37 protein-coding genes are annotated in these 25,556 nt (G+C 42.9%); 35 read left to right on the top strand and 2 right to left on the bottom strand.

Annotated features, from left to right (window positions below; genetic code table 11):
- Nucleotides 1-626: 626 nt before the first annotated feature.
- From rpsJ to rplQ, 28 genes are all read left to right on the top strand, one after another.
- Nucleotides 627-938 carry a 30S ribosomal protein S10 gene (gene rpsJ / locus PVK62_RS11440; protein WP_005417222.1) on the top strand — a complete coding sequence of 104 codons (312 nt, stop codon included), beginning with the start codon at nucleotides 627-629 and terminating at the stop codon, nucleotides 936-938.
- A gap of 12 nt (nucleotides 939-950) precedes the next feature.
- Complete coding sequence (gene rplC / locus PVK62_RS11435; protein ID WP_274444429.1) at nucleotides 951-1,580, top strand: 50S ribosomal protein L3; 630 nt, start codon at nucleotides 951-953, stop codon at nucleotides 1,578-1,580.
- 17 nt (nucleotides 1,581-1,597) lie between these two features.
- Nucleotides 1,598-2,200 carry a 50S ribosomal protein L4 gene (rplD, locus tag PVK62_RS11430; protein WP_274444428.1) on the top strand — a complete coding sequence of 201 codons (603 nt, stop codon included), beginning with the start codon at nucleotides 1,598-1,600 and terminating at the stop codon, nucleotides 2,198-2,200.
- Nucleotides 2,197-2,499, top strand: a complete 303-nt coding sequence (gene rplW, locus PVK62_RS11425; RefSeq protein WP_060993966.1) for a 50S ribosomal protein L23 — start codon at nucleotides 2,197-2,199, stop codon at nucleotides 2,497-2,499. The genes rplD and rplW overlap by 4 nt, the downstream gene beginning before the upstream one ends.
- 15 nt (nucleotides 2,500-2,514) lie before the next feature.
- Nucleotides 2,515-3,339, top strand: coding sequence for a 50S ribosomal protein L2 (gene rplB / locus PVK62_RS11420; RefSeq protein ID WP_122032863.1), 825 nt, complete (start codon nucleotides 2,515-2,517; stop codon nucleotides 3,337-3,339).
- Nucleotides 3,340-3,358: 19 nt separating this feature from the next.
- Entirely contained in the window at nucleotides 3,359-3,637 is a 279-nt protein-coding gene (gene rpsS, locus PVK62_RS11415) for a 30S ribosomal protein S19 (RefSeq protein WP_012549154.1), read from the top strand.
- Between the two features lie 10 nt (nucleotides 3,638-3,647).
- A complete protein-coding gene (gene rplV, locus PVK62_RS11410) occupies nucleotides 3,648-3,980 on the top strand; it encodes a 50S ribosomal protein L22 (RefSeq protein WP_045103050.1) in 333 nt (110 codons plus the stop codon).
- Between the two features lie 19 nt (nucleotides 3,981-3,999).
- A complete protein-coding gene (gene rpsC, locus PVK62_RS11405) occupies nucleotides 4,000-4,698 on the top strand; it encodes a 30S ribosomal protein S3 (RefSeq protein ID WP_065592270.1) in 699 nt (232 codons plus the stop codon).
- 11 nt (nucleotides 4,699-4,709) lie between these two features.
- The gene (rplP, locus tag PVK62_RS11400; RefSeq protein WP_045103048.1) at nucleotides 4,710-5,120 is read left to right on the top strand and encodes a 50S ribosomal protein L16; all 411 of its coding nucleotides are present in this window, start codon (nucleotides 4,710-4,712) and stop codon (nucleotides 5,118-5,120) included.
- Nucleotides 5,120-5,311, top strand: a complete 192-nt coding sequence (rpmC, locus tag PVK62_RS11395) for a 50S ribosomal protein L29 (RefSeq protein ID WP_005417238.1) — start codon at nucleotides 5,120-5,122, stop codon at nucleotides 5,309-5,311. Before rplP ends, rpmC begins: the two co-directional genes overlap by 1 nt.
- The gene (gene rpsQ, locus PVK62_RS11390; RefSeq protein WP_105056813.1) at nucleotides 5,311-5,565 is read left to right on the top strand and encodes a 30S ribosomal protein S17; all 255 of its coding nucleotides are present in this window, start codon (nucleotides 5,311-5,313) and stop codon (nucleotides 5,563-5,565) included. Before rpmC ends, rpsQ begins: the two co-directional genes overlap by 1 nt.
- 170 nt (nucleotides 5,566-5,735) lie before the next feature.
- Nucleotides 5,736-6,107: a 50S ribosomal protein L14 gene (gene rplN, locus PVK62_RS11385; protein ID WP_012549159.1), complete on the top strand. Its 372-nt coding sequence runs from the start codon at nucleotides 5,736-5,738 to the stop codon at nucleotides 6,105-6,107.
- 11 nt (nucleotides 6,108-6,118) lie between these two features.
- The gene (rplX, locus tag PVK62_RS11380; RefSeq protein ID WP_122032864.1) at nucleotides 6,119-6,436 is read left to right on the top strand and encodes a 50S ribosomal protein L24; all 318 of its coding nucleotides are present in this window, start codon (nucleotides 6,119-6,121) and stop codon (nucleotides 6,434-6,436) included.
- A 23-nt stretch (nucleotides 6,437-6,459) separates the two neighbouring features.
- On the top strand, nucleotides 6,460-6,999 hold the full coding sequence (gene rplE / locus PVK62_RS11375; RefSeq protein ID WP_045103044.1) for a 50S ribosomal protein L5: 540 nt from the start codon (nucleotides 6,460-6,462) through the stop codon (nucleotides 6,997-6,999).
- Nucleotides 7,000-7,016: 17 nt separating this feature from the next.
- Nucleotides 7,017-7,322, top strand: a complete 306-nt coding sequence (rpsN, locus tag PVK62_RS11370) for a 30S ribosomal protein S14 (protein ID WP_045103043.1) — start codon at nucleotides 7,017-7,019, stop codon at nucleotides 7,320-7,322.
- 29 nt (nucleotides 7,323-7,351) lie between these two features.
- Nucleotides 7,352-7,744: a 30S ribosomal protein S8 gene (rpsH, locus tag PVK62_RS11365; protein ID WP_274444427.1), complete on the top strand. Its 393-nt coding sequence runs from the start codon at nucleotides 7,352-7,354 to the stop codon at nucleotides 7,742-7,744.
- 12 nt (nucleotides 7,745-7,756) lie between these two features.
- Nucleotides 7,757-8,290 (top strand): 50S ribosomal protein L6, encoded by a 534-nt coding sequence (gene rplF, locus PVK62_RS11360; RefSeq protein WP_274444426.1) that lies wholly within the window; start codon nucleotides 7,757-7,759, stop codon nucleotides 8,288-8,290.
- Nucleotides 8,291-8,299: 9 nt separating this feature from the next.
- Complete coding sequence (gene rplR, locus PVK62_RS11355; RefSeq protein ID WP_122032866.1) at nucleotides 8,300-8,653, top strand: 50S ribosomal protein L18; 354 nt, start codon at nucleotides 8,300-8,302, stop codon at nucleotides 8,651-8,653.
- A 14-nt stretch (nucleotides 8,654-8,667) separates the two neighbouring features.
- Entirely contained in the window at nucleotides 8,668-9,168 is a 501-nt protein-coding gene (gene rpsE, locus PVK62_RS11350) for a 30S ribosomal protein S5 (protein ID WP_045103039.1), read from the top strand.
- Nucleotides 9,169-9,173: 5 nt separating this feature from the next.
- Entirely contained in the window at nucleotides 9,174-9,353 is a 180-nt protein-coding gene (rpmD, locus tag PVK62_RS11345) for a 50S ribosomal protein L30 (RefSeq protein ID WP_274444424.1), read from the top strand.
- 6 nt (nucleotides 9,354-9,359) lie between these two features.
- Entirely contained in the window at nucleotides 9,360-9,794 is a 435-nt protein-coding gene (gene rplO, locus PVK62_RS11340; RefSeq protein ID WP_274444423.1) for a 50S ribosomal protein L15, read from the top strand.
- 20 nt (nucleotides 9,795-9,814) lie between these two features.
- On the top strand, nucleotides 9,815-11,146 hold the full coding sequence (secY, locus tag PVK62_RS11335) for a preprotein translocase subunit SecY (protein ID WP_065592262.1): 1,332 nt from the start codon (nucleotides 9,815-9,817) through the stop codon (nucleotides 11,144-11,146).
- A gap of 27 nt (nucleotides 11,147-11,173) precedes the next feature.
- Nucleotides 11,174-11,287 (top strand): 50S ribosomal protein L36, encoded by a 114-nt coding sequence (rpmJ, locus tag PVK62_RS11330; protein ID WP_044583162.1) that lies wholly within the window; start codon nucleotides 11,174-11,176, stop codon nucleotides 11,285-11,287.
- 150 nt (nucleotides 11,288-11,437) lie between these two features.
- Nucleotides 11,438-11,794: a 30S ribosomal protein S13 gene (gene rpsM, locus PVK62_RS11325; RefSeq protein WP_122032870.1), complete on the top strand. Its 357-nt coding sequence runs from the start codon at nucleotides 11,438-11,440 to the stop codon at nucleotides 11,792-11,794.
- 21 nt (nucleotides 11,795-11,815) lie between these two features.
- Nucleotides 11,816-12,205, top strand: a complete 390-nt coding sequence (gene rpsK / locus PVK62_RS11320) for a 30S ribosomal protein S11 (RefSeq protein WP_005303517.1) — start codon at nucleotides 11,816-11,818, stop codon at nucleotides 12,203-12,205.
- A 31-nt stretch (nucleotides 12,206-12,236) separates the two neighbouring features.
- Nucleotides 12,237-12,857 carry a 30S ribosomal protein S4 gene (rpsD, locus tag PVK62_RS11315; RefSeq protein WP_045103035.1) on the top strand — a complete coding sequence of 207 codons (621 nt, stop codon included), beginning with the start codon at nucleotides 12,237-12,239 and terminating at the stop codon, nucleotides 12,855-12,857.
- A gap of 23 nt (nucleotides 12,858-12,880) precedes the next feature.
- Nucleotides 12,881-13,870, top strand: coding sequence for a DNA-directed RNA polymerase subunit alpha (locus PVK62_RS11310; protein WP_274444421.1), 990 nt, complete (start codon nucleotides 12,881-12,883; stop codon nucleotides 13,868-13,870).
- Nucleotides 13,871-13,906: 36 nt separating this feature from the next.
- Nucleotides 13,907-14,287, top strand: a complete 381-nt coding sequence (gene rplQ, locus PVK62_RS11305; protein WP_274444419.1) for a 50S ribosomal protein L17 — start codon at nucleotides 13,907-13,909, stop codon at nucleotides 14,285-14,287.
- Between the two features lie 107 nt (nucleotides 14,288-14,394).
- Here the strand turns inward: rplQ and fbp are convergent, their stop codons facing one another.
- Nucleotides 14,395-15,405: a class 1 fructose-bisphosphatase gene (gene fbp, locus PVK62_RS11300; RefSeq protein ID WP_274444418.1), complete on the bottom strand. Its 1,011-nt coding sequence runs from the start codon at nucleotides 15,403-15,405 to the stop codon at nucleotides 14,395-14,397.
- Between the two features lie 183 nt (nucleotides 15,406-15,588).
- Here fbp and mpl point away from each other — a divergent pair, with 183 nt between their 5' ends.
- The 7 genes from mpl (at nucleotide 15,589) to PVK62_RS11265 (ending at nucleotide 25,028) form a co-directional block, all read left to right on the top strand.
- Entirely contained in the window at nucleotides 15,589-16,944 is a 1,356-nt protein-coding gene (mpl, locus tag PVK62_RS11295; RefSeq protein WP_274444416.1) for a UDP-N-acetylmuramate:L-alanyl-gamma-D-glutamyl-meso-diaminopimelate ligase, read from the top strand.
- Nucleotides 16,941-17,561 carry a flavin prenyltransferase UbiX gene (locus PVK62_RS11290; protein ID WP_274444414.1) on the top strand — a complete coding sequence of 207 codons (621 nt, stop codon included), beginning with the start codon at nucleotides 16,941-16,943 and terminating at the stop codon, nucleotides 17,559-17,561. Before mpl ends, PVK62_RS11290 begins: the two co-directional genes overlap by 4 nt.
- Before the next feature lie 254 nt (nucleotides 17,562-17,815).
- Nucleotides 17,816-18,838, top strand: coding sequence for a thiamine ABC transporter substrate binding subunit (thiB, locus tag PVK62_RS11285; RefSeq protein ID WP_274444413.1), 1,023 nt, complete (start codon nucleotides 17,816-17,818; stop codon nucleotides 18,836-18,838).
- A gap of 43 nt (nucleotides 18,839-18,881) precedes the next feature.
- Nucleotides 18,882-20,495: a thiamine/thiamine pyrophosphate ABC transporter permease ThiP gene (gene thiP / locus PVK62_RS11280; RefSeq protein WP_274444411.1), complete on the top strand. Its 1,614-nt coding sequence runs from the start codon at nucleotides 18,882-18,884 to the stop codon at nucleotides 20,493-20,495.
- Nucleotides 20,495-21,199 carry a thiamine ABC transporter ATP-binding protein gene (thiQ, locus tag PVK62_RS11275; protein WP_274444410.1) on the top strand — a complete coding sequence of 235 codons (705 nt, stop codon included), beginning with the start codon at nucleotides 20,495-20,497 and terminating at the stop codon, nucleotides 21,197-21,199. Before thiP ends, thiQ begins: the two co-directional genes overlap by 1 nt.
- Before the next feature lie 182 nt (nucleotides 21,200-21,381).
- Entirely contained in the window at nucleotides 21,382-24,291 is a 2,910-nt protein-coding gene (gene rapA / locus PVK62_RS11270; protein ID WP_274444409.1) for an RNA polymerase-associated protein RapA, read from the top strand.
- Nucleotides 24,292-24,293: 2 nt separating this feature from the next.
- Complete coding sequence (locus PVK62_RS11265; RefSeq protein WP_274444407.1) at nucleotides 24,294-25,028, top strand: pseudouridine synthase; 735 nt, start codon at nucleotides 24,294-24,296, stop codon at nucleotides 25,026-25,028.
- Nucleotides 25,029-25,114: 86 nt separating this feature from the next.
- Here PVK62_RS11265 and PVK62_RS11260 read toward each other — a convergent pair whose 3' ends face one another.
- A complete protein-coding gene (locus PVK62_RS11260; RefSeq protein ID WP_274444405.1) occupies nucleotides 25,115-25,552 on the bottom strand; it encodes a universal stress protein in 438 nt (145 codons plus the stop codon).
- Nucleotides 25,553-25,556 lie beyond the last annotated feature (4 nt).

The following is a 25,556-nucleotide window of genomic DNA, read 5'->3' as shown; positions in this document are numbered from 1 at the left end:
TTAATAGCTAAAGATTTTGCGATAAATCGCATGACTAAAAAAAGGGAAGCTTAGGCTTCCCTTTTTGTTGCCTGTAAATAAATACTATATGCTTCGCTAACTCGAATGCTTTGCTCTAGAAACGATAAAAGCAAGTCAGTTCTAGTCCTACCAATAATAAGCATTTAATTATGTTGCTATTAATTTGATGTGTTTAAATGAAAATCTTATTAAGAGAGGGGAGTTTTATGTTTGCTTTTTCTCTTATAGTTTCTAGTTAGCAAAGCGTATCGTTTCTAGTTATATTTTTTTTCGTTTGTTTTTCAAACAATGCTTGCATCTAAAAGTGTGATCTGTATAATGCAACGCACTGGCTTAAGTCAGTTGTGAACCAATGAGCAGCGAGGAAAGTACCGATTACTACAGAGTAGTGTTTGTACTTAGAATGAATACTCAGCTTATGTTCGCGGTTAACATTATTAGACATTATCTTTTGATTCGTCATCAGGTAAATTCTAATATTAAGTTAACTGACAATGTGTCCTAATTTTGGACCTATGGTTTCACATAAATCAATCGGCATTCTCTCGTTATTACGAGATTGAGTGGCGATATTGTTTGTGTATTTATTATTGGAGCTCTGTCTCATGCAGAACCAACGTATACGTATCCGCCTAAAAGCTTTCGATTACAAACTAATCGATCAGTCTACAGCGGAAATCGTTGAAACAGCTAAGCGCACTGGCGCTCAGGTTCGTGGTCCTATTCCACTACCTACTCGTAAAGAGCGTTTTACTGTTCTTACTTCTCCTCACGTTAACAAAGACGCACGTGACCAGTACGAAATTCGTACTCACAAGCGTTTAATCGACATTGTTGAGCCAACAGATAAAACTGTTGACGCACTAATGCGTTTAGACCTTGCTGCTGGCGTTGATGTTCAAATTAGCCTAGGTTAAGGGGAGATTATTATGATTGGTCTAGTCGGTCGTAAAGTGGGCATGACCCGCATCTTTACCGAAGAAGGCGTTTCTATCCCAGTAACTGTTGTTGAAGTTGAAGTTAACCGTGTTTCACAAGTGAAAACTACTGAAACTGACGGCTACAACGCAATCCAAGTTACTTGTGGTTCTAAGAAAGCTAACCGCGTATCTAAGCCTGAAGCTGGTCACTTTGCGAAAGCAGGTGTTGAAGCAGGTCGCGGTCTTTGGGAATTCCGTTTAGAAAACGGTGAAGAATTCGCAGTTGGCGCTGAGCTAAGTGTTGAAATCTTTAACGAAATCAAAAAAGTAGACGTTACTGGTACATCTAAAGGTAAGGGTTTCCAAGGCGCTGTTAAGCGTTGGAACTTCCGTACTCAAGATATGACTCACGGTAACTCTTTGTCTCATCGTGCTCCGGGTTCAATTGGCCAATGTCAAACTCCAGGTCGCGTATTTAAAGGCAAGAAAATGGCAGGTCACATGGGTGCTGAGCGTTGTACTACTCAAAACCTAGAGATCGTACGTGTTGACGCTGAGCGCAATCTGCTTCTTATTAAAGGTGCAGTACCAGGCTCAACAGGTGGCAACGTGATCGTTAAACCAGCTGTTAAAGCATAACGTCTTAGGAGTATGTAATGGAACTAATGGTTAAAGGTGCTGCGGCACTAACTGTTTCCGAAACTACTTTCGGACGTGAGTTTAACGAAGCTCTTGTACACCAAGTAGTTGTTGCTTATGCAGCAGGTGCTCGTCAAGGTACTCGCGCTCAAAAAACACGTTCAGAAGTATCTGGCGGTGGCGCTAAGCCATGGCGTCAAAAAGGTACAGGCCGAGCTCGTGCGGGTACGATTCGTAGCCCAATCTGGCGTTCAGGTGGTGTTACTTTTGCTGCGAAACCACAAGATCACAGCGTTAAAGTAAACAAAAAAATGTACCGCGGTGCTCTTAAGAGCATTCTTTCTGAGTTAGTTCGTCAAGATCGTTTGATCGTTGTTGAAGACTTCTCAATTGAAGCACCAAAGACTAAAGAGCTAGTTGCTAAGCTTAAAGAGCTTGAGCTTAACGATGTTCTTATCGTAACTGGCGAAGTAGACGAGAATCTATTCTTAGCTGCTCGTAACCTATATAAAGTTGACGCTCGTGACGTAGCTGGTATTGATCCAGTAAGTCTTGTTGCATTCAACAAGGTTCTAATGACTGCTGCTGCAGTTAAGCAAGTTGAGGAGATGCTGGCATGATCAGTGAAGAGCGTCTACTAAAAGTCCTACGTGGCCCACATATCTCTGAAAAAGCAACGATGGCTGCTGAAGGCAATAACACTATTGTTTTCAAAGTAGCAATCAATGCAACTAAGAAAGAGATTAAAGCAGCTGTAGAAAAGTTGTTTGAAGTTGAAGTTAAGTCTGTAAATACCCTTATCACTAAGGGCAAGACCAAACGTCAAGGTGCACGCCAAGGCCGTCGTTCAGACGTGAAAAAAGCGTACGTAATCTTGAAAGAAGGTCAAGACCTAGACTTCGTTGGCGGCGCGGAATAACAGGAGTAGTTAAAAATGGCTATTGTTAAATGTAAGCCGACTTCCCCTGGTCGTCGTCACGTTGTAAAAATCGTTAACGCTGACCTACACAAGGGTAAGCCATACGCACCTCTTTTAGAGAAAAACTCTAAATCTGGTGGTCGTAACAATAACGGTCGTATTACAGTACGTCACGTTGGTGGTGGTCATAAGCAACACTACCGTCTAATTGACTTTAAACGTACTAAAGATGGCATTCCAGCTATCGTTGAACGTTTAGAATACGATCCAAACCGTAGTGCAAATATTGCACTAGTTCTGTTCGCAGACGGTGAGCGTCGTTACATTATCGCATCAAAAGGTCTTAAAGCCGGCGATACAGTTCAATCAGGTGTTGATGCGCCAATCAAAGCAGGTAACTGCTTACCATTGCGCAACATCCCAGTAGGTTCTACTGTTCACTGTGTTGAATTAAAACCTGGTAAGGGCGCGCAAGTTGCACGTTCTGCTGGTGCATACGCACAAATCATTGCTCGTGATGGCGCTTACGTGACATTACGTCTACGCTCTGGTGAGATGCGTAAAGTTCTTTCTGAAGGTCGTGCGACTATCGGTGAAGTTGGTAACTCTGAACACATGCTACGTGAGCTAGGCAAAGCCGGTGCTACACGCTGGCGCGGTGTTCGTCCAACAGTACGTGGTGTTGCAATGAACCCAGTGGATCACCCACACGGTGGTGGTGAAGGTCGTACATCAGGCGGTCGTCACCCAGTATCACCTTGGGGTATGCCAACTAAGGGCTTCAAGACTCGTAAGAATAAATCTACTGACAAGTACATTGTACGTCGTCGTAACAAATAATCTATAAAGAGGAATCGCCATGCCACGTTCTCTCAAGAAAGGTCCTTTCATTGACCTACACTTGCTGAAGAAGGTAGAGAAAGCGGTGGAAAGCGGAGACAAAAAGCCTATTAAGACTTGGTCCCGTCGTTCAATGATCATTCCAACTATGATCAACTTGACCATCGCTGTCCATAATGGTCGCCAGCATGTACCAGTTTTCGTTACAGAAGACATGATTGGTCACAAGTTGGGCGAATTTGCACCTACTCGTACTTATCGCGGCCATGCTGCAGATAAGAAAGCTAAAAAGCGTTAGGAGGTAGAATATGGAAGCTATTGCTAAACATCGTTTTGCCAGCATTTCTCCGCAGAAGGCTCGCTTAGTTGCGGACCAAATTCGTGGGAAATCAGTAGACCAAGCTCTTGAAATTCTTACTTTCAGCAACAAAAAAGCTGCAGTATTAATTAAAAAAGTTGTTGAGTCTGCTATCGCAAACGCTGAACACAACGAAGGTGCAGATATCGACGATCTTAATGTCGCTAAAATCTTCGTAGACGAAGGCCCTATCATGAAGCGTATTATGCCTCGTGCTAAAGGTCGTGCAGATCGCATCTTGAAGCGTTCAAGCCACATCACTATCGTTGTAGCTGATCGTTAAAGACTAGGAGATTAAGCAAATGGGTCAAAAAGTACATCCTAATGGTATTCGTCTTGGCATCGTTAAGCCTTGGAATGCTACATGGTTTGCTAGTAGCCAAGAGTTCGCTGACAACCTAGACGGCGACTTCAAGGTACGTCAGTATCTTACTAAAGAACTGAAAAAAGCATCTCTATCTCGCATCGTTATCGAGCGTCCTGCTAAGAGCATCCGTGTGACTATTCACACAGCTCGTCCAGGCGTAGTAATCGGTAAGAAAGGTGAAGACGTAGAAAAACTACGCGCAGGCGTAGCTAAAATCGCAGGTGTTCCAGCGCAAATCAACATTGCAGAAGTTCGCAAGCCAGAGCTAGATGCTCAACTTGTAGCTGATAGCATTGCTTCACAACTAGAACGTCGTGTTATGTTCCGTCGCGCTATGAAGCGTGCGGTACAAAATGCAATGCGTCTAGGCGCTCAAGGCATCAAAGTACAAGTAGGCGGCCGTCTTGGCGGTGCTGAAATCGCACGTTCTGAATGGTATCGTGAAGGTCGTGTACCTCTACATACTTTACGTGCTGACATTGATTACGCAACTTCTTCGGCTCACACTCAATACGGTGTGATCGGCGTTAAAGTTTGGATCTTCAAAGGTGAAGTTCTAGGCGGTATGCCAGCTGCTAACGCAGTAGAGCCTAAGGCTGACAAGCCTAAGAAGCAGCGTAGAAGCCGTAAGTAAGGAGCTGACTGATGCTACAACCAAAACGTACTAAGTTCCGTAAGGTTATGACTGGTCGTAACCGTGGTCTTGCTAAAGGTACTGAAGTGAGCTTCGGCGAATTCGGTCTTAAAGCTGTAGGCCGTGGTCGTCTAACTGCTCGTCAAATTGAAGCGGCACGTCGTGCTATGACGCGTCACATTAAGCGTCAAGGTCAAATCTGGATCCGTGTGTTCCCAGACAAACCTATCACAGAAAAACCGCTTGAAGTTCGTCAAGGTAAGGGTAAAGGTAACGTTGAGTACTGGGTAGCCCAAATCCAACCTGGAAAGGTTATGTACGAAATGAACGGCGTACCTGAAGAGTTGGCACGTGAAGCGTTCCGCCTAGCGGCACGTAAACTGCCTATCAAAACTACTTTTGTAACTAAGCAGGTGATGTGATGAAAGCACAAGATCTACGCGAGAAAAACGTTGAAGAGCTTAATGAAGAGCTTCTGAATTTGCTACGTGAACAGTTTAACTTGCGCATGCAAGCTGCGACTGGTCAACTACAGCAAACTCATACTCTGAAAGCTGTACGTCGTGATATCGCACGTGTTAAAACTTTACTGAATGAGAAGGCTGGCGCATAATGAGCGAGAAAATTCGTACTATGCAAGGTCGTGTAATTAGCGACAAGATGGACAAGTCTATTGTTGTTGCTATTGAACGCATGGTGAAACACCCGATCTACGGTAAATACATCAAGCGCACGACTAAGCTTCACGCACATGATGAAAACAACGAGTGTGGCCAAGGCGACCTAGTTGCGATTCGTGAATGTCGTCCACTGTCTAAGACTAAGTCTTGGACTTTGGTAAACATTATTGAAAAAGCAAAAGCTTAATTTTTGTTGATTCAATAGCGATACATGTAAGCAGCTCCAATAATTTTTTTTGGAGCTGTTTATTTTTTGACTACCTTTATTAAAAGAATGGTGATACACTCCCCATCCTCTTTTGAAGAGGCAGTCCGACCCGTGATGGGTCTATTTAAATATTTAGCGGAGCACTAACAATGATCCAAATGCAAAGTACACTTGACGCTGCAGATAACTCTGGCGCGCGCAAGGTAATGTGTATTAAGGTCCTGGGTGGCTCTCACCGCCGTTATGCACATATCGGAGACGTCATTAAAGTTACTGTTAAGGAAGCAATTCCTCGCGGTAAAGTTAAAAAAGGTGATGTTCTGAAGGCGGTAGTAGTGCGCACCCGTAAAGGCGTTCGTCGCCCAGACGGTTCTATCATTCGCTTTGACCGTAACGCTTGCGTATTGTTGAATGACACTACTGAGCAACCAGTCGGTACACGTATCTTTGGTCCAGTGACTCGTGAACTTCGTAATGCGAAATTCATGAAAATTGTTTCACTAGCACCAGAAGTTCTGTAAGGAGCGGTCAGATGGCAGCTAAAATCCGTCGTAATGACGAAGTAATCGTTCTTGTCGGTAAAGATAAAGGCAAGAAAGGTAAAGTAACTAAGGTTCTTGAAACTGGTAAAGTTATTGTTGAAGGTATCAACCTTGTGAAAAAGCACCAGAAGCCTGTTCCGGCTCTTGGTCAGCAAGGTGGTATTGTTGAGAAAGAAGCAGCTATTGATGCTTCTAATATCGCAATCTTCAACGAAGCTACTGGTAAAGCGGACCGTATCGGTTTCCGTTTTGAAGATGGTAAGAAAGTTCGTTTCTTTAAATCTAACGGCGAAACTGTTTCTAACTAATAGAAGTAATTTGGAGTTCTACTATGGCGAAACTGCATGATTACTACAAGTCGTCTGTAGTTGCTGAGCTTACCAAAGAGTTCAGCTACTCGAGCGTCATGCAAGTCCCTAGGGTTGAAAAAATTACCCTAAACATGGGTGTTGGTGAAGCAATCAACGATAAGAAACTACTAGAAAACGCTGCTGCCGATATGGCAATTATCTCTGGCCAAAAGCCATTGATTACAAAAGCACGTAAATCTGTAGCTGGTTTCAAAATTCGTGAAGGCTACCCAATCGGTTGTAAAGTAACCCTGCGTGGCGAACGTATGTGGGAATTCTTAGAGCGTTTAATCTCTATTGCACTTCCACGAGTACGTGATTTCCGTGGTGTTAGCGCTAAGTCTTTTGACGGACGCGGTAACTACAGCATGGGCGTTCGCGAGCAAATCATCTTCCCTGAGATCGACTATGATAAAGTTGATCGTGTACGCGGTCTTGATATCACTATCACGACATCAGCGAATACAGATGCGGAAGGCCGAGCTCTGCTGACTGCCTTTAACTTCCCATTCCGTAAGTAAGGTGAAGGGTTACTGTTATGGCTAAAAAATCTATGAAAGCGCGTGAAGCTAAACGTGCAAAACTTGTATCTCAGTTCGCTCAAAAGCGTGCTGCGTTAAAAGTTCTAATTAGCGATGTAAATGCTTCTGAAGAAGAGCGTTGGGATGCAGTACTTAAATTGCAAGCTCTACCTCGTGATTCAAGTGCATCTCGTCAGCGTAATCGTTGCAACCAAACTGGTCGTCCACACGGTTACCTACGTAAATTCGGTTTAAGCCGTATTAAGGTTCGCGAAGCTTGCATGAAAGGCGAGATTCCGGGTCTTCGTAAGGCTAGCTGGTAATTGCCACTTAATCATTTGGAGTAAATCTTATGAGCATGCAAGATCCGATTTCGGATATGCTGACCCGCGTTCGCAACGGTCAATCAGCAAATAAAGTTGCTGTTAAAATGCCTTCTTCAAAGCTTAAAGTTGCAATTGCTGCACTACTTAAAGCTGAAGGCTACATCGCTGAATTCGCTGTTGAAGGCGAAATCAAACCTGAGCTAGAAATCACTCTTAAGTATTTCCAAGCTAAACCAGTTATCGAGCAAATCCAACGAGTTTCTCGTCCAGGTCTTCGTGTTTACAAGAAGAGCGACGCGTTACCATCTGTTATGGGTGGTCTTGGTATTGCTGTTGTTTCTACATCAAAAGGCCTTATGTCTGACCGCGCTGCGCGTAAAGCTGGTCTTGGTGGCGAAATTATCTGCTACGTAGCTTAATAGGAGTAGGATATGTCTCGTGTTGCTAAAGCACCTGTGGTTCTTCCTGCTGGCGTAGAAGTTAAACTGAACGGCCAGGAAATCACTATTAAAGGTGGTAAAGGTGAACTAACTCGCGTACTTAACGACGCTGTAGTTATTTCACAAGAAGATAATTCTATTGTATTTGGTCCACGTGAAGGCGTGACTAATGCTTGGGCTCAAGCTGGTACAGCTCGTGCACTAGTAAACAATATGGTTATCGGTGTAAATGAAGGCTTTACTAAGAAGCTAATTCTTAAAGGTGTAGGTTACCGTGCTGCTATGAAAGGCAACTCTGTAGGCCTTACTCTTGGCTTCTCACACCCAGTAGAGCACGCTCTACCAGAAGGTATTAAAGCTGAATGTCCAACACAAACTGAGATCATTATTACTGGTTGCGATAAGCAAGTAGTAGGTCAAGTAGCTGCGGATATTCGTTCATACCGTCAACCTGAGCCTTATAAAGGTAAAGGTGTTCGTTACGCCGATGAAATCGTGCGTACTAAAGAAGCTAAGAAGAAGTAGGGTATCACTATGGATAAGAAAGCATCTCGCATCCGTCGTGCTACACGTGCACGTCGTAAGATTGCTGAACTGTGTGCAACTCGCCTTGTAGTACACCGTACTCCGCGTCATACGTACGCTCAGGTAATCGCACCAAACGGCTCAGAGGTTATCGCTGCCGCTTCTACTGTAGAAAAGGCAATCCGTGAGCAAATTGGAAGCACTAGCAACAAAGCTGCTGCTGAAGCAATTGGTAAACTAATTGCAGAGCGCGCTATCGAAAAAGGCATTACTAATGTTGCTTTCGATCGTTCTGGTTTCCAATACCACGGTCGAGTAGCGGCGCTAGCAGATTCTGCTCGCGAAGCTGGTCTGAAATTCTAAGGTAGGGTTGGAAGATGGCTAAAGAACAACAACAAGCTACAGATTTGAACGAAAAGCTAATTGCTGTTAACCGTGTTTCTAAAACGGTTAAAGGTGGTCGAATCTTTAGTTTTACTGCACTAACAGTTGTTGGTGACGGTAATGGTCGCGTAGGTTTCGGTTACGGCAAAGCTCGTGAAGTACCTGCAGCGATTCAAAAATCAATGGAAAAAGCACGTCGTAACATGTTTACGATTGCACTTAACGAAGGTACTCTTCACCACTCTGTTAAAGGTCGCCACACTGGTTCTAAAGTGTACATGCAACCTGCTTCAGAAGGTACAGGTATCATCGCAGGTGGTGCTATGCGTGCAGTGTTAGAAGTTGTGGGTGTCCGCAACGTACTAGCTAAAGCTTATGGCTCTACTAACCCAATCAACGTTGTTCGTGCAACGATTGCGGGTCTAAGTAGCGTTAAGTCACCTGAAATGGTAGCTGCTAAGCGTGGTCTAACTGTTGAATCTATTTCGGAGTAAGTACCATGTCTAAAACTATCAAAGTAACTCAGACTAAAAGCTCTATTGGTCGCCTACCTAAGCACATTTTGTGTCTTAAAGGTCTAGGTCTACGTCGCATCAACCATACAGTAGAAGTTGAAGACACACCGTGTAACCGCGGTATGATCAACAAAGTTTACTATATGGTTAAGATTGAGGAGTAATCAGTAATGCGTTTGAATACTCTATCACCGGCTGCTGGCTCTAACGCTTCTAAGAAGCGCGTAGGTCGCGGTATCGGTTCAGGCCTAGGTAAAACTGGTGGCCGTGGTCACAAAGGCCAAAAATCACGTTCTGGCGGTAAAGTTCGTGTTGGTTTCGAAGGTGGTCAAATGCCTCTGAAACAACGTCTACCTAAATTTGGCTTTACTTCACGTAAGAGCCTAGTGACTGCAGAGGTTCGTTTAGGCGAGCTTGCTAAAGTTGAAGGTAACGTTATCGATCTAAACAGCCTTAAAGCTGCTAACGTAATCACTAAGAACATTGTGTTCGCGAAAGTTGTACTTTCTGGTGAAATCGCTACTGCTGTAACTGTTAAAGGTCTACGCGTAACGAAAGGCGCTAAAGCTGCGATTGAAGCTGCAGGCGGTAAGATCGAGGAATAATCCTCGAAGGATGAGGTACAATGGCAAAGAAACCAGGAAAAGAAGTAAATAGTGCTCAGAACGGCCTAGCTGAACTGAAATCGCGTCTGTTATTTGTTATAGGTGCGCTTTTAGTGTTCCGAGCAGGCTCATTTGTGCCAATTCCTGGGATTGACGCTGCTGTCCTTGCTGATCTTTTCGAACAGCAGCAGGGTACTATCATTGAACTGTTTAACATGTTCTCTGGTGGTGCACTGTCGCGTGCCTCAATTCTTGCTCTAGGTATTATGCCGTATATTTCGGCATCTATCGTTGTTCAACTGTTAACAGTTGTTCATCCACCTCTAGCAGAATTGAAAAAAGAAGGTGAGTCTGGTCGTCGTAAGATTAATCAGTACACACGTTATGGCACCTTGGTTCTGGCTACATTCCAAGCAATTGGTATTGCAACCGGACTACCAAGCATGATTCCAGGGTTAGTTTCTAACCCTGACATGATGTTCTATCTGACAGCTACAGTAAGTTTAGTAACTGGTACCATGTTCTTAATGTGGTTAGGTGAACAAATTACTGAGCGTGGCATCGGTAACGGTATATCTTTGATTATTTTCACAGGTATCGTTGCAGGTTTACCACCAGCTATCGGTGAAACGATCCAGCAGGCGCGTCAAGGTGAACTGCACGTGCTTCTTCTATTACTAATTGCAGTGTTATCGTTTGCAGTTATCTACTTTGTTGTGTTCATGGAACGTGGTCAACGTCGTATCGTCGTTAACTATGCGAAGCGTCAGCAAGGCCGTAAGGTATTTGCAGCACAAAGTACTCACTTGCCACTTAAAATTAATATGGCTGGTGTGATACCTGCAATATTTGCATCTAGTATTATACTATTCCCTGGGACATTGGCTCAGTGGTTTGGTGGTAATGGTGAAGGAACATTCGGTTGGTTAACTGATGTTTCCATGGCGTTAAGCCCTGGTCAGCCATTATATGTAATGCTTTATGCAGCAGCAATTATCTTCTTCTGTTTCTTCTATACAGCGCTGGTATTTAACCCGCGTGAAACAGCTGATAACTTGAAGAAGTCTGGTGCATTCGTACCCGGAATCCGCCCAGGTGAACAGACTACGAAATATATTGATAAAGTTATGACCCGTTTAACCTTAGCTGGTGCGATGTATATTACCTTTATCTGTCTGATCCCTGAGTTTATGATGATTGCATGGAATGTTCGCTTCTATTTTGGCGGTACTTCCCTACTAATCGTAGTAGTAGTTATCATGGACTTTATGGCACAGGTTCAGACTCATCTGATGTCTCAGCAGTATGAGTCCGTTTTGAAGAAAGCTAATCTGAAAGGCTATGGCCGTTAATTTCAGGTCCATTTACGGAGTTTAGCAATGAAAGTTCGTGCTTCCGTTAAGAAAATCTGCCGCAACTGTAAAGTTATTAAGCGCAACGGTGTTGTGCGTATAATTTGTGTTGAACCAAAGCATAAACAACGCCAAGGTTAATTTAGCAGAAATTTTTACTTGATATATTAAGTTAGGCCGAGTATTATTCTCGGCCTACCTTTTGTGTGCAAAAGAAGTAGTTATAGCCGCAACGTATCCTCATCGGGCTTTGTTGTGGCTCTTCTTAAGAAAAAGTACTAGGAGTGAATAGTGGCCCGTATAGCAGGCATTAACATTCCTGATCATAAACACGCTGTAATTGCACTTACTGCAATTTACGGCATCGGTAAGACTCGCTCGCAAGCTATTTTAGCTGCAGTTGGTATTGCTGAAGATGTTAAGATCAGTGAACTGAATGATGAGCAGATTGATATTCTGCGTGATGGTGTTGCCAAATACACTGTAGAAGGCGACTTACGTCGTGAAGTATCGATGAACATCAAGCGTCTTATGGACCTTGGCTGTTATCGTGGTCTTCGTCACCGTCGCAGTCTACCGTTGCGTGGACAGCGTACTAAAACCAACGCACGTACCCGTAAAGGTCCGCGCAAGCCGATCAAAAGATAATCGGATAAGGTAGAGAGTACAATGGCAAAACAACCTACTCGCGCTCGTAAGCGCGTTCGTAAGCAAGTAGCGGATGGCGTAGCGCACATTCATGCTTCTTTCAACAACACAATCGTAACCATTACTGACCGTCAAGGTAATGCACTAGCTTGGGCTACTGCAGGTGGTTCTGGTTTCCGTGGTTCTCGTAAATCTACTCCGTTTGCTGCACAAGTTGCTGCTGAGCGTTGTGGTGAAATGGCCAAAGAATATGGCGTTAAGAACCTTGAAGTTATGGTTAAGGGCCCTGGTCCTGGTCGTGAGTCAACTATCCGTGCGTTAAACGCTGCTGGATACCGCATCACAAACATCGTTGATGCTACTCCGATCCCTCATAACGGTTGTCGTCCACCTAAGAAACGTCGCGTTTAAGTTTCGTTTCTAGGAATATTGGAGAAAGAACATGGCAAGATATTTGGGTCCTAAGCTGAAGCTTAGCCGTCGCGAAGGCACTGATTTATTCCTTAAATCAGGCGTACGTGCGATCGATACCAAGTGTAAAATCGATAACGCTCCAGGTGTACACGGCGCTCGTCGCGGTCGTCTATCTGAATATGGCGTTCAGCTTCGTGAGAAGCAAAAAGTTCGTCGTATGTATGGCGTACTAGAAAAACAATTCCGTAACTACTACAAAGATGCTGCTCGTATTAAAGGCAACACAGGTGAAAACCTACTTCAACTTCTTGAAGGTCGTCTAGATAACGTAGTTTACCGCATGGGCTTTGGCGCTACACGTGCTGAATCTCGTCAACTAGTTAGCCATAAGTCTATTCTAGTTAATGGTAAAGTAGTTAACGTTCCTTCTTTCAAAGTTGCGGCTAACGACGTTGTTTCAATTCGTGAAAAAGCTAAACAGCAATCACGTATTAAAGCTGCTCTAGAAGTTGCTGAACAACGCGAAAAACCAACTTGGATTGAAGTAGATGCTGGCAAAATGGAAGGTACGTTTAAGCGTCTTCCTGAACGTTCTGATTTGTCTGCCGACATCAACGAACACTTGATCGTCGAGCTTTACTCTAAGTAAAGCTTCAATATAGAGAGGACACAATGCAGGGTTCTGTAACAGAATTTCTAAAGCCGCGTCTAGTTGACATTGAACAAGTTAGCCAGACTCACGCAAAAGTAACTCTTGAGCCGTTAGAGCGTGGTTTTGGCCACACTCTAGGTAACGCTCTACGTCGTATTTTACTATCTTCAATGCCGGGTTGTGCCGTAACTGAAGTAGAAATCGAAGGCGTATTACATGAGTACAGCACCAAAGAAGGTGTTCAGGAAGATATCCTTGAAATCCTTCTAAACCTTAAAGGCCTTGCCGTTAAGGTTGAGGGTAAAGATGAAGTTATCATTACTCTTAACAAGTCTGGTGCAGGCCCTGTTGTTGCAGGTGACATCACCCATGATGGTGATGTTGAGATTGCGAACCCAGAGCATGTAATCTGCCACTTAACTGATGACAATGCTGAAATCAGCATGAGAATCAAGGTAGAGCGTGGTCGCGGCTATGTACCATCAACAGCGCGTATTCATAATGAAGATGATGAGCGTCCAATTGGTCGTCTGCTTGTCGATGCAACTTACAGCCCAGTAGATAAAATATCTTATGCGGTTGAAGCGGCTCGTGTTGAGCAACGTACTGACTTAGACAAGCTTGTTATCGATATGGAAACAAACGGTACACTTGATCCTGAGGAAGCTATCCGTCGTGCAGCTACAATTTTAGCTGAACAACTGGATGCATTTGTAGATCTTCGTGATGTACGAGTTCCTGAAGAGAAAGAAGAAAAGCCAGAGTTCGATCCGATCCTACTGCGTCCTGTAGACGATCTTGAACTAACGGTTCGCTCTGCTAACTGTTTGAAAGCAGAAGCGATTCACTACATTGGTGATCTGGTGCAGCGCACTGAGGTTGAGCTACTTAAAACGCCAAACCTTGGTAAGAAGTCTTTAACTGAAATTAAAGATGTTCTAGCTTCACGTGGTCTTTCTTTAGGCATGCGCCTAGAGAACTGGCCACCAGCGTCTATCGCTGAAGATTAATCAGTTCACTAATTATCTAGTTAGAAGGATTAGGTCATGCGCCATCGTAAGAGTGGTCGTCAACTCAACCGCAACAGCAGCCACCGTAAAGCTATGTTTAGCAATATGGCTTGCTCTTTGGTTCGTCACGAGATTATCAAGACGACTGTACCAAAAGCAAAAGAGCTTCGTCGTGTAGTTGAGCCTTTGATTACATTAGCTAAGACAGACAGTGTTGCTAACCGTCGTCTAGCGTTTGCTCGCACTCGTGATAACGAAGTTGTAGCAAAACTATTTACCGAGTTAGGTCCACGCTTTGCACAACGTGCTGGTGGTTATACTCGTATTCTGAAGTGCGGTTTCCGTGCAGGCGATAAAGCACCAATGGCATACATTGAGCTTGTAGATCGTCCAGAAGTAGAAGCTGCAGCTGAGTAATCAGTAAGTAGTTTCACAAAGAAACCGAGTCTTAGGACTCGGTTTTTTTATATCCTGAATTTAATACCCATTCCAGTAATTATCTAATTACACGAGTATCAGAAAATTTACTTCTGCCATTCAGTAAGAAAATCGTGAACCTTATCAACCATATTGCTAGAGCCAACAAAGAAGGGTACTCGTTGATGTAATTCGATTGGTTTAAGATCTAGAATTCGCGTTTCTCCATCTGTCGCTTTACCGCCCGCTTCTTCAATCAGCATAGCCATCGGATTACATTCATAAAGTAATCTTAATTTCCCGTTTGGATAAGCCTGCGTACTTGGGTATAGATAAATCCCACCTTTAAGTAAATTTCTATGGAAGTCAGCAACCAGTGAACCAATGTAACGCGAGGTATAAGGACGATTATCTTCAGGGCTGATTTCTTGGCAGTATTTTAGATATTGCTTCACACCTTCAGGGAAACGAATGTAATTGCCTTCGTTAATTGAATAAATATTGCCATCTTGTGGGATTTTCATATTTTCATGAGATAAACAGAACACGCCTAAAGATGGGTCATAAGTAAAGCCGTGAACTCCATGTCCAGTACTATAAACAAGCATAGTTGATGAGCCATAAATAATATAACCAGCGGCGACTTGTTGACTTCCTGGTTGAAGAAAGTCTTCTTCGGTTGGTGGTGTTCCAATGGGTGAAATACGGCGATAAATAGAAAAAATAGTCCCGACAGAAACATTAACATCAATATTTGATGAGCCATCCAATGGGTCCATTAATACTACGTATTTTGCGTCTTTATTTAACGCTTTGTTAAAAGCAACGGCTTCGTCTTCTTCTTCACTTGCGACACCGCAAACTTGGCCACGGTTTTCTAATGCCGCTTTGAATTTATCATTGGCGTACAGATCCAATTTTTGTTGTTGCTCACCTTGGATATTTTCTTCACCCGAAGCACCTGTGATATCGACAAGTCCTGCTTTATTTATTTCACGGTTTACAATTTTAGCTGCCAACTTAATTGAACCAATCAGTGAGGAAAGTTCTCCGCTTGCGTGAGGAAAGTCATGCTGCTTAGCAACAATAAACTCACCTAGGGTTCTTATTTCAGACATAGTTATTCCTTTATTCTCTGTTATTAGATATCAACGGTAAGTAGGGTTAGGTACTGATTTATTTTTATAATAGTTGTGTTACTGTTTGCTGTAATTCATTCTATAGCATAGAACTTTTTAAGAGTATTGAAGTAACTTTGTATTGAGGTTGCTCACTAATTTAATAATAAGACGGTTGTAATTATGCATATTCATATCCTTGGTATTTGCGGCACTTTTATGGGTGGCGCTGCGACATTGGCTCGCCAACTTGGACATAAGGTTACGGGGTGCGATGCTAACGTGTATCCACCAATGAGCACATTATTAGAGTCTCAAGGTATTGAGATCATCCAAGGCTTTGACCCAAGCCAGTTAGATCCTGCACCAGATCTTGTCGTAATTGGTAATGCAATGAGCCGCGGTAACCCGTGCGTTGAATATGTATTGGATAAAAATCTGAAATACACCTCAGGACCACAATGGCTTCAAGAGTTCTTATTACAAGATCGCTGGGTGATGGCGGTGGCAGGAACCCACGGTAAAACCACAACGGCGAGCATGCTGACATGGGTACTTGAAGAGTGTGGTTATAAACCTGGATTTTTAGTGGGTGGTGTACTTGGTAATTTTGGTGAATCGGCGCGTTTAGGCGAAAGCATGTTTTTTGTCGTAGAAGCAGATGAATATGACAGTGCTTTTTTTGATAAGCGCTCTAAGTTTGTTCATTACCGCCCGAGAACTCTTGTGTTGAATAACCTTGAATTTGATCATGCGGATATATTTGATGATCTTGCCGCTATTCAGCGCCAGTTCCATCATTTAATTAGAACGGTTCCAAGTACCGGACGTATTTTTGCACCAAAACAAGATAAGCCACTAGAGCAAGTATTAGAACAAGGTTGTTGGAGTGAGCTTGAATTTACCGGTGAAGATGGCCAATGGAAAGCGATTAAAATTGAGAAAGATGGCAGTCAATTTGAGATCTATTTTGAAGGCGAGAAAGTAGGGCAAGTAAATTGGGATCTCGTCGGCGATCATAATGTCAGTAATGCGCTTATGGTGGTCGCTTCTGCTCGTCACGTAGGGGTTACTCCTGATTTAGCTTGTGAAGCGTTAGGTAAGTTTATTAATACTAAGCGTCGTCTAGAGTTTAAAGGCGAAGTAAATGGAGTCACTGTTTATGATGATTTTGCTCATCACCCAACAGCGATTGATCTAACGCTAGGTGGTTTACGTAATAAAGTGGGCGATAAGAAAATTATTGCGGTACTAGAACCTCGTTCAAGCACCATGAAATTAGGCGTTCACAAAGATACGTTGGCGGCTTCTCTACATGCAGCTGATTCGGTTTATCTTTTTCAACCAGACAATATCACTTGGTCGGTAGATGATGTTGCACTGCAGTGTACTCAACCTGCTTATACTCATAATAATATTGATGCTTTTGTTGATATGATTGTGGCCGAAGCACAGCCGGGTGATCAAATATTGGTAATGAGTAACGGTGGTTTTGAAGGCATTCACGGTAAATTACTTGAGAAGTTAAACCAACAATGAAATCTGAAAAGAGAGCGATAACTTTAGCAATGACAGGCGCATCTGGTGCGCCCTATGGTCTACGCTTGCTTGAATGTTTATTAGCGGCGGATTATCACGTTTATTTTTTAATATCGTCAGCAGCTCGCGTGGTGATGGCGACAGAGCATGATTTGAAGTTACCAAGTGGCCCTGATGCGATGAAAGCGGCACTGGTTGAGCATCTTGGTTGTCATGCGGATAATTTAACGGTTTGTGGTAAAGAGGATTGGTTTTCACCAGTCGCTTCTGGATCAGCAGCACCAAAGCAAATGATTGTGTGTCCATGCTCTGCAGGTAGTGTTGCTTCTATTGCTCATGGTATTTCGGATAATTTAATAGAGCGCGCTGCTGATGTGGTGTTAAAAGAGCGTGGTCAATTAATTCTTGTTGTCCGAGAAACGCCATTTTCAACGTTGCATTTAGAAAATATGTTAAAGCTTTCTCAAATTGGTGCGACTATTATGCCTGCCGCACCTGGTTTTTATCATCAACCAAAGTCGATTGAAGATTTAATTGATTTTATGGTCGCTCGAATATTAGATCATTTAGGTATAGATCAAGGGTTAGTCCCTCGCTGGGGTTACGATCACCGTTGATATAATGAGTGTGCTTAGAGAAAACCTCTAGCTCATTGCTTGATTCACACATACAATATGACCTCTCATCGGGGAGCAACCGATATCAACTAGTAATCTAGATTGGTATTCGCTGAGATTAGTAAGCATTGGATAATGCTCGCTTAAACCCGTACTACCTGACTCAGATAATGCTGGCGTAGGGATTGAGATGACATCCTCTTAGAGAATATCACCTTAATTCTGTGCCGCTCAAAAGGATGTAAGCGCACACAATGAACACTCTTTCAATTTCCTCTCTATTTAAACTATTGCCGACAGCGTTAGCTATCGTCACGGCGTCTTCTTTTTCTGTTTCTGCTGCAGATACAGAGACGCTAACCGTTTACACCTATGACTCTTTTGCGGCGGATTGGGGCCCAGGCCCAACGATTGAAGCGGCTTTTGAAGCGCAATGTGGCTGTGATTTAAAATTGGTAGCACTTGATGATGGTGTTTCTATTTTGAATCGACTTCGTTTAGAAGGGAAAAATGCCAAAGCAGATGTAGTATTAGGTTTAGATAATAACTTAATGGCAGAAGCGAAGGCGACAGGGCTATTGGCTCAGCATCAAGTGAATATTGATTCTGTCACTTTACCGGGAGGTTGGAATGACGCGATATTTGTTCCTTATGATTTCGGTTACTTTGCATTTGTTTACAATAAAGAAAAAGTGACCAATCCGCCAAAAAGTTTAAAAGAGCTAGTAGAGCAGCGCGATGATCTAAACGTCATTTATCAAGATCCACGAACCTCGACACCGGGCCAAGGGTTATTACTGTGGATGAAGTCTGTTTATGGTGATGAAGCACCGCACGCGTGGAAGCAACTCGCTAAGAAAACGGTCACAGTAACCAAAGGCTGGTCTGAAGCTTACAGTATGTTCCTAGAAGGCGAGTCTGATTTGGTTTTGTCTTATACCACTTCTCCAGCGTATCATTTGATTGCTGAAAAAGACGATAGATTTGTCGCGGCTAATTTTTCTGAAGGCCATTACACTCAAGTAGAAGTGGCAGCGAAAGTAAAAAATACTCAACATAATAAACTTGCTGATGAGTTCCTTCGCTTTATTTTAACTGATAAGTTTCAATCAGCGATGCCAACCGGTAATTGGATGTATCCTGTGACCGATGTTGCTTTGCCTGAGGGGTTTGATAGCTTAACAGTACCGAGTAAGGCTATGTCATTTGATTCAAAAGCAATTTCACAACAACGTAAATCATGGATCCGTGAGTGGCAACACGCCCTGACATTCTAATTTGAAATAAGGGGCACCATTGTGCTCCTTTCTTTTGGCAATTATGAAAAATACCTCTTCTTATTATTCAGTTCCTTTATTGGGATATTTAATCGCGATTGTCATTATTGGCTTTGTTGGTGGAGCGATCAGTGCTCTGCTTTTAGAATCGCCAAGCTTGGATTTAAGTCTCGTTTGGTCAGATCCTTATTATCGCTATATAACTAAGTTCAGTTTATACCAAGCATTCCTTTCTACTTTATTTAGTATCAGTCTTGCGATCCCCACAGCGTATGCCTTATCACGACGTCAATTTAAAGGACGAGGCTTACTACTGAAACTTTGCGCGACTACGCTTGTGCTTCCTGCATTAGTGGGTGTTTTTGGCTTACTCTCTATTTATGGAAATAGCGGCTTAATCGCTGATCTATTTCAATGGTTTGGTTATTCTCTGCCATTTTCAATTTATGGCTTAAATGGCATTTTACTCGCGCATGTTTTTTTCAATTATCCTTTCGCTACTCGCTTGTTTCTACAAAGTCTGGATTCTATTCCTACAGAGCAACATCAACTTTCGGCTCATTTAGGGTTAACGGGTTGGAGTAAATACCGATTGGTGGCATGGCCGAGGATTAAGCAGCAATTCCCTCATGTCGCAGGCCTTGTATTCATGCTCTGCTTTACTAGTTTTGCTACGGTAATGGCATTAGGTGGCGGTCCAAAATCAACCACGATTGAACTGGCTATCTACCAAGCGATTAAGTTTGATTTTGATTTGCAGGCGGGGGCTATTTTAGCCTTATGGCAGATGTTGCTATGTGGCGTGCTTTCTTTATCTATTCAACGTTTTTCTAAATCGGTTGCTGTTGACTCGGCATCCATTTCTCAAGCGGTGCTGTATCAAGATTCAATCCAAGAAAAGTGGTGGGACAGAGGTTGGATTATATTACTGATACTCTTTGTATTACCGCCGTTATTGATGGTGGTGCTTAGTGGTTTAAATTCGGAATTGATCACCGTGTTTAGTTCATCTGATTTCTGGTTAGCGTTAGCCAACTCATTAATAGTGGCTCTAGGCGCTGCGGTATTAGCAATGATATTTGGCGTTATCTTATTGCATACGACTCGGGCGTTGAGATTAAAACAGAAGCGATTATGGGCTGATAAATTAGATCTGATAGGAACCATGATCTTAGTGACTCCGGGCTTGGTGATCAGTACTGGATTGTTTTTATTACTCAGAGATATGACCGATGTATTTTCAATCGCGATTTGGATAGTTGTCGTCGTGAATGCGCTTATGGCTCTGCCGTATGTGATAAAAACACTCGCGCAGCCTCTGTTGCATATTGCGCAGCAATACCAATTATTATCAGCCAGTTTAGGGCTTTATGGTTTTACACGTTTTCGATTGATTGAATGGCGAGCATTAAGAAAGCCCATGGCTCATGCATTTGCGATTGCCTTTATTATGTCGATTGGTGATTTAAGTGCGATTGCCTTGTTTGGCAGCCAAGAGTTTCGCACCTTGCCTTTGTATCTGTTTCAATTATTAGGCAGCTATCAAATGGAAGCCGCCGCAGTGGTCTCCTTAAGTTTATTGCTATTAAGTGTTGGTGTATTTAGCGTGGTGGAGTGGTTGTTCTCTTCTAAACATAATCATAAAGGTGGAGCGTAATGCTGAGTTTTTCGGATGTAAAATATTGTTATCATTCAGAATTATTTGAATTTGATTTAGATGTAAACCAAGGTGATGTTGTCGCTGTTCTTGGTCCTAGTGGGGCAGGGAAGAGTACCTTGTTGAGTTTATTGGCAGGATTCATCAATCCAGAGTCGGGTGATATTACGGTCAACAACACGTCACTACTATCAAAAGCGCCACATCAGCGTCCGTTGTCGATGCTATTTCAAGAACACAACTTATTTGCTCATCTCTCGATTGCCGACAATATTGGTTTAGGTATTAAAGCGAACTTGCGCTTAAGTGAGGCAGAGAAAGAGCAAGTCATTCATGCTGCTCAACAAGTCGGAGTTGATGAATTATTACATCGTTTACCTGAGCAGTTATCTGGCGGGCAAAAACAGCGGGTAGCATTAGCTCGATGCTTAGTACAAAAAAAACCAGTATTGCTATTAGATGAACCTTTTTCTGCGCTGGACCCTATGCTGCGTGAAGAGATGATTGCTTTAATCAATCAACTCATTAAATCTCAGAGTCTTACGGTGATGATGGTAACTCATAGTTTGCAGGATGCAAAAGCTCTAGCCACTCATTACGCCTTTGTGTGCGAGCATAAAATATTGAGTTCTGGAAAAGTATCTGAACTAACAACGCAAGATAATCCGCCGCAATTAGAGCGATATTTGCAAGCGGTTAAGTAAACTTTTTCCTCTCAAATTGAGTATAATCTACTACACTCAGTTTTATGATAAATAGGCGTGACCTATGTGCTGTCATACAGTAACATTAGCGCCCTTTTGAACCTCGCCTTAAGGCTTTCTATTCAGGTTCTAAAATTTATTACTCTATATAAAATAAACTAATTTTGAGGTGTATTACCACTATGTCATTTGCTTTGGGCCAACGTTGGATCAGTGATACAGAAAGTGATTTGGGTTTAGGAACAGTTGTTGCTGTTGATGATAGAACCGTATCGATACTTTTTGCCGCATCAGAAGAAAATCGTTTATACGCAAGACACGATGCACCCGTTACCCGAGTGATGTTCAATAAGGGAGATACAATTGAAAGCCATGAAGGCTGGTCTCTTGAAGTAGAAGACGTTATTGAAGACGCTGGACTACTTACTTATATCGGAACACGTGTCGATACTGATGAAACGAATGTTGTCCTTCGTGAAACATTACTAAGCCATCAGATCCGCTTTAATAAGCCTCAAGATAAATTGTTTGCAGGCCAAATTGACCGTATGGATCGTTTTGCTTTGCGTTACCGTGCGCTGCAAAATCAATACGAACAACACAAAAACCCAATGCGTGGTTTATGTGGTATGCGTGCGGGTTTGATCCCACATCAATTATTTATCGCACAAGAAGTCGGCCGTCGTTACGCACCGCGTGTTTTACTGGCTGATGAAGTTGGTTTAGGTAAGACAATTGAAGCCGGAATGATCATTCACCAGCAAGTGCTATCTGGCCGTGCTGAACGTGTGCTTATTGTGGTTCCTGAAACCTTGCAACACCAATGGTTAGTTGAAATGATGCGTCGTTTCAACCTGCATTTCTCTATCTTTGATGAAGAGCGCTGTGTTGAAGCGTATGCGGATTCAGAAAACCCATTTGATACTGCGCAGTTTGTATTGTGTTCATTAGATTTTATTCGTAAGAGTAAGCGTCGTTTTGAACAAGTGGTTGAGGCGGATTGGGATTTACTTGTGGTCGATGAAGCGCATCACCTTGAGTGGAATCAAACAAAACCAAGCCGTGAATACCAAGTGATTGAAGCGATTGCAGAAGAGACCGCCGGTGTTCTACTGCTAACTGCAACGCCTGAGCAATTAGGTCATGAAAGTCACTTTGCTCGTTTACGTCTGTTAGATCCAGATCGTTTCTACGACTATGACGCATTTGTTGAAGAAGAGCGTCAATATCAGCCCGTTGCTGATGCCGTAACCGCATTAATGAGTGGCGATAAGCTATCGAATGAGGCGAAAAACCGCATTGCAGATCTACTTTCTGAGCAAGATGCCGAGCCTCTGTTTAGAATTATTGAATCTTCTGCATCAGAAGAAGAGCAAGCACAGGCGCGTCAAGAGTTAGTTGATAACTTAATGGACCGTCACGGTACAGGGCGTGTGTTATTCCGTAATACTCGTGCTGCAATTAAAGGTTTCCCATTACGTAATTTGAACTTAATGCCAATGCCTCTGCCATCGCAGTATGCAACGTCAATGCGTGTTGCGACTATGATGGGCGGTCGCATGAGCGATGAAGCTCGTGCAATGAAAATGCTTTATCCTGAAGAGATCTTCCAAGAGTTTGAAGGCGATAGTGCAACGTGGTGGCAGTTTGATCCACGCGTTAACTGGTTACTTGAATTACTCAAAGAAAACCGTAATGAGAAAGTATTAATTATCGCTTCTCGTGCTTCAACCGCACTGCAATTAGAGCAAGCGTTACGTGAGCGTGAAGGCATTCGTGGGACGGTTTTCCATGAAGGTATGTCTATCATTGAGCGTGATAAGGCTGCGGCTTACTTTGCACAAGAAGAAGGTGGCGCACAAGTACTTATCTGTTCAGAAATCGGCTCTGAAGGTCGTAACTTCCAGTTTGCTAACCAATTAGTGATGTTTGATTTACCTTTCAATCCTGACTTACTTGAGCAACGTATTGGTCGTTTGGATCGTATTGGTCAAAAGCGTGATATCGATATTCATGTTCCTTATTTGCAAGGCACCTCTCAAGAGCTATTAGCGCGTTGGTTTGATGAGGGTTTAAATGCCTTTGGTGAAACCTGTCCAACGGGTCGTGCGGTGTATGAAAAATTCGCAGATACGATTATTGCGATTTTGGCGACGGGTAAATCAGATGGGTTAGAGCCTCTGATTGAAGAGTCTGCAGCACTAAATAAAGAATTAAAAGCGCAATTAGAGCAAGGTCGAGATCGCTTATTAGAAGTTCATTCTAATGGTGGTGAGAAAGCAAAAGAGATTGCTGAGAAGATTGCCGCAACGGATGGTGATACGAACTTAGTTAATTTTGCATTAAACCTATTTGATACTATTGGCTTGAATCAGGATGACAAAGGCGAAAATGCTATTGTTGTTACTCCAGCAGAAAATATGTTGGTATCTAGCTACCCAGGTCTGCCTTATGAAGGTTGTACGATTACCTTTGATCGTGAAACGGCACTCTCTCGTGAAGATATGAACTTGATCAGTTGGGAGCACCCAATGATCCAAGGTGGTATTGACTTAGTCTTGACCGAAGGTGTAGGGGCAACAGCCGTTTCTTTATTAAAAAACAAAGCGCTACCAGCGGGTACTCTATTACTTGAATTGATTTATGTGGTGGATGCACAAGCGCCTAAGCAAAGTGGTATCGGTCGCTTCTTACCTAAAACGCCAATCCGTTTAATGATGGATGGTAAAGGTAATGATCTTTCAGCTCAAGTTGAGTTTGAAAGCTTTAACCGTCAGTTAAGCCCTGTAAATCGCCACATGGCAAGTAAGCTTGTGAACTCTGTTCAAAAAGAGATCCATGCGCTAATTGATACGGCTGAAGTGAGTATTGAAGATCGTATTGAAGCGGTTCGAGTGGATGCAAACGCAGAGATGAAAGCAGCATTAAAGGCAGAGCTAGAGCGTTTACAAGCATTGAAAGCGGTAAACCCAAATATCCGTGATGAAGAGTTAACTCAAATTGAAACTCAAATGAGTGAGCTTTCAGGATACATAGGTAAAGCGCAAGTTCAGCTTGATTCACTGCGTTTAATCGTTGTGAGCCATAACTAATCATGGCAATGCTTGAATACAATCCACCAATGGAACCGCTTGATATTGTCTATCAAGATGAAGCGATTCTTGCGGTGAATAAACCTGCGGGATTACTCTCTAATCCCGGTAGGGCTCCAGAGCACTATGACAGTGTATGGTCCCGTGTTATCGCTGAGTTTCCAGAAGCTCAGCTTGTACACCGTCTTGATATGTCGACGTCTGGGCTGATGATTTTTGCTTTATATAAAGAAGCTGAAAGGCACATTAAAAAGCAATTTCAGTATCGTTTAACTCATAAAGTGTATTACGCACGAGTATGGGGGAAAGTAGAGAAAACAGAAGGCCATATTGATTTGCCGCTAATTTGTGATTGGCCAAATCGTCCACGCCAAATGGTGTGTTACGAGCATGGAAAGCCATCACAAACGGGCTATCAAGTGATACAGGTTGAAGATAAGACAACATTAGTGCGTTTATTGCCGATCACGGGTCGCTCTCATCAATTGCGTGTGCATATGATGGAAGAGGGGCATGAGATTGTTGGAGATGAGTTTTACGCGTGTGAAGAGGCTCTGGCGTTTTCTGATCGTTTGCAACTGCACTCTGCTGAGCTGAGTTTTTATCATCCAGAAACCGATAAGTTTATCAGTATATTTGCACCTTGTGAGTTTTATCCTGAGGCGAAATCAGGCGTATTAGATTCAATGAATATTGTGCCAGTGAGACCTGATTATAAGACCTTACCTAAGCAATAATCTGAGTCGATTGGTATAAAAAAACAAAAAGGAGCCGAACGGCTCCTTTTTTATTGAGAGTAATAGTAGAAAATAATGATGGGAAGTTAGCCTTGTGGCTTAACAACCATTACGTTAATCGGTGAGTTTTCTACTACTTTATTCGCCACAGAGCCCAGCATTACTTTGTCTATTTTTGAGCGCTTATGGCTTGGCATAACGATTAAATCCGCACCAAGACGTTCAGCGTAATCTAAGATGGTGACGTAAGGTTTGCCCTCAGATACGTGAACTTTGTATACCACTTCTTCATCAACAAATTTTGCTGCAAATTCGTTTAATTGAGCGGAGACATCTTCTTTCATTTTTTTCGCGGCATCTTTAGGAAAATAGGTCGAAACCATCGACATATGAATGCCTGGCAATACATTTAATAAATGCAGCTCAGCATTCGATTGTTTTGCATGCCAAACGGCTAACTCAACCGCTTTATCAGCAAAGCCTTTTTCATTTAAATCTACTGGAACCAATATTTGCTTATACATGATT

The organism is Aliivibrio sp. S3MY1 (genome assembly GCF_028765575.1).
GTDB lineage: Bacteria > Pseudomonadota > Gammaproteobacteria > Enterobacterales > Vibrionaceae > Aliivibrio.
This window is presented reverse-complemented; position numbering and strand designations above follow the sequence as displayed.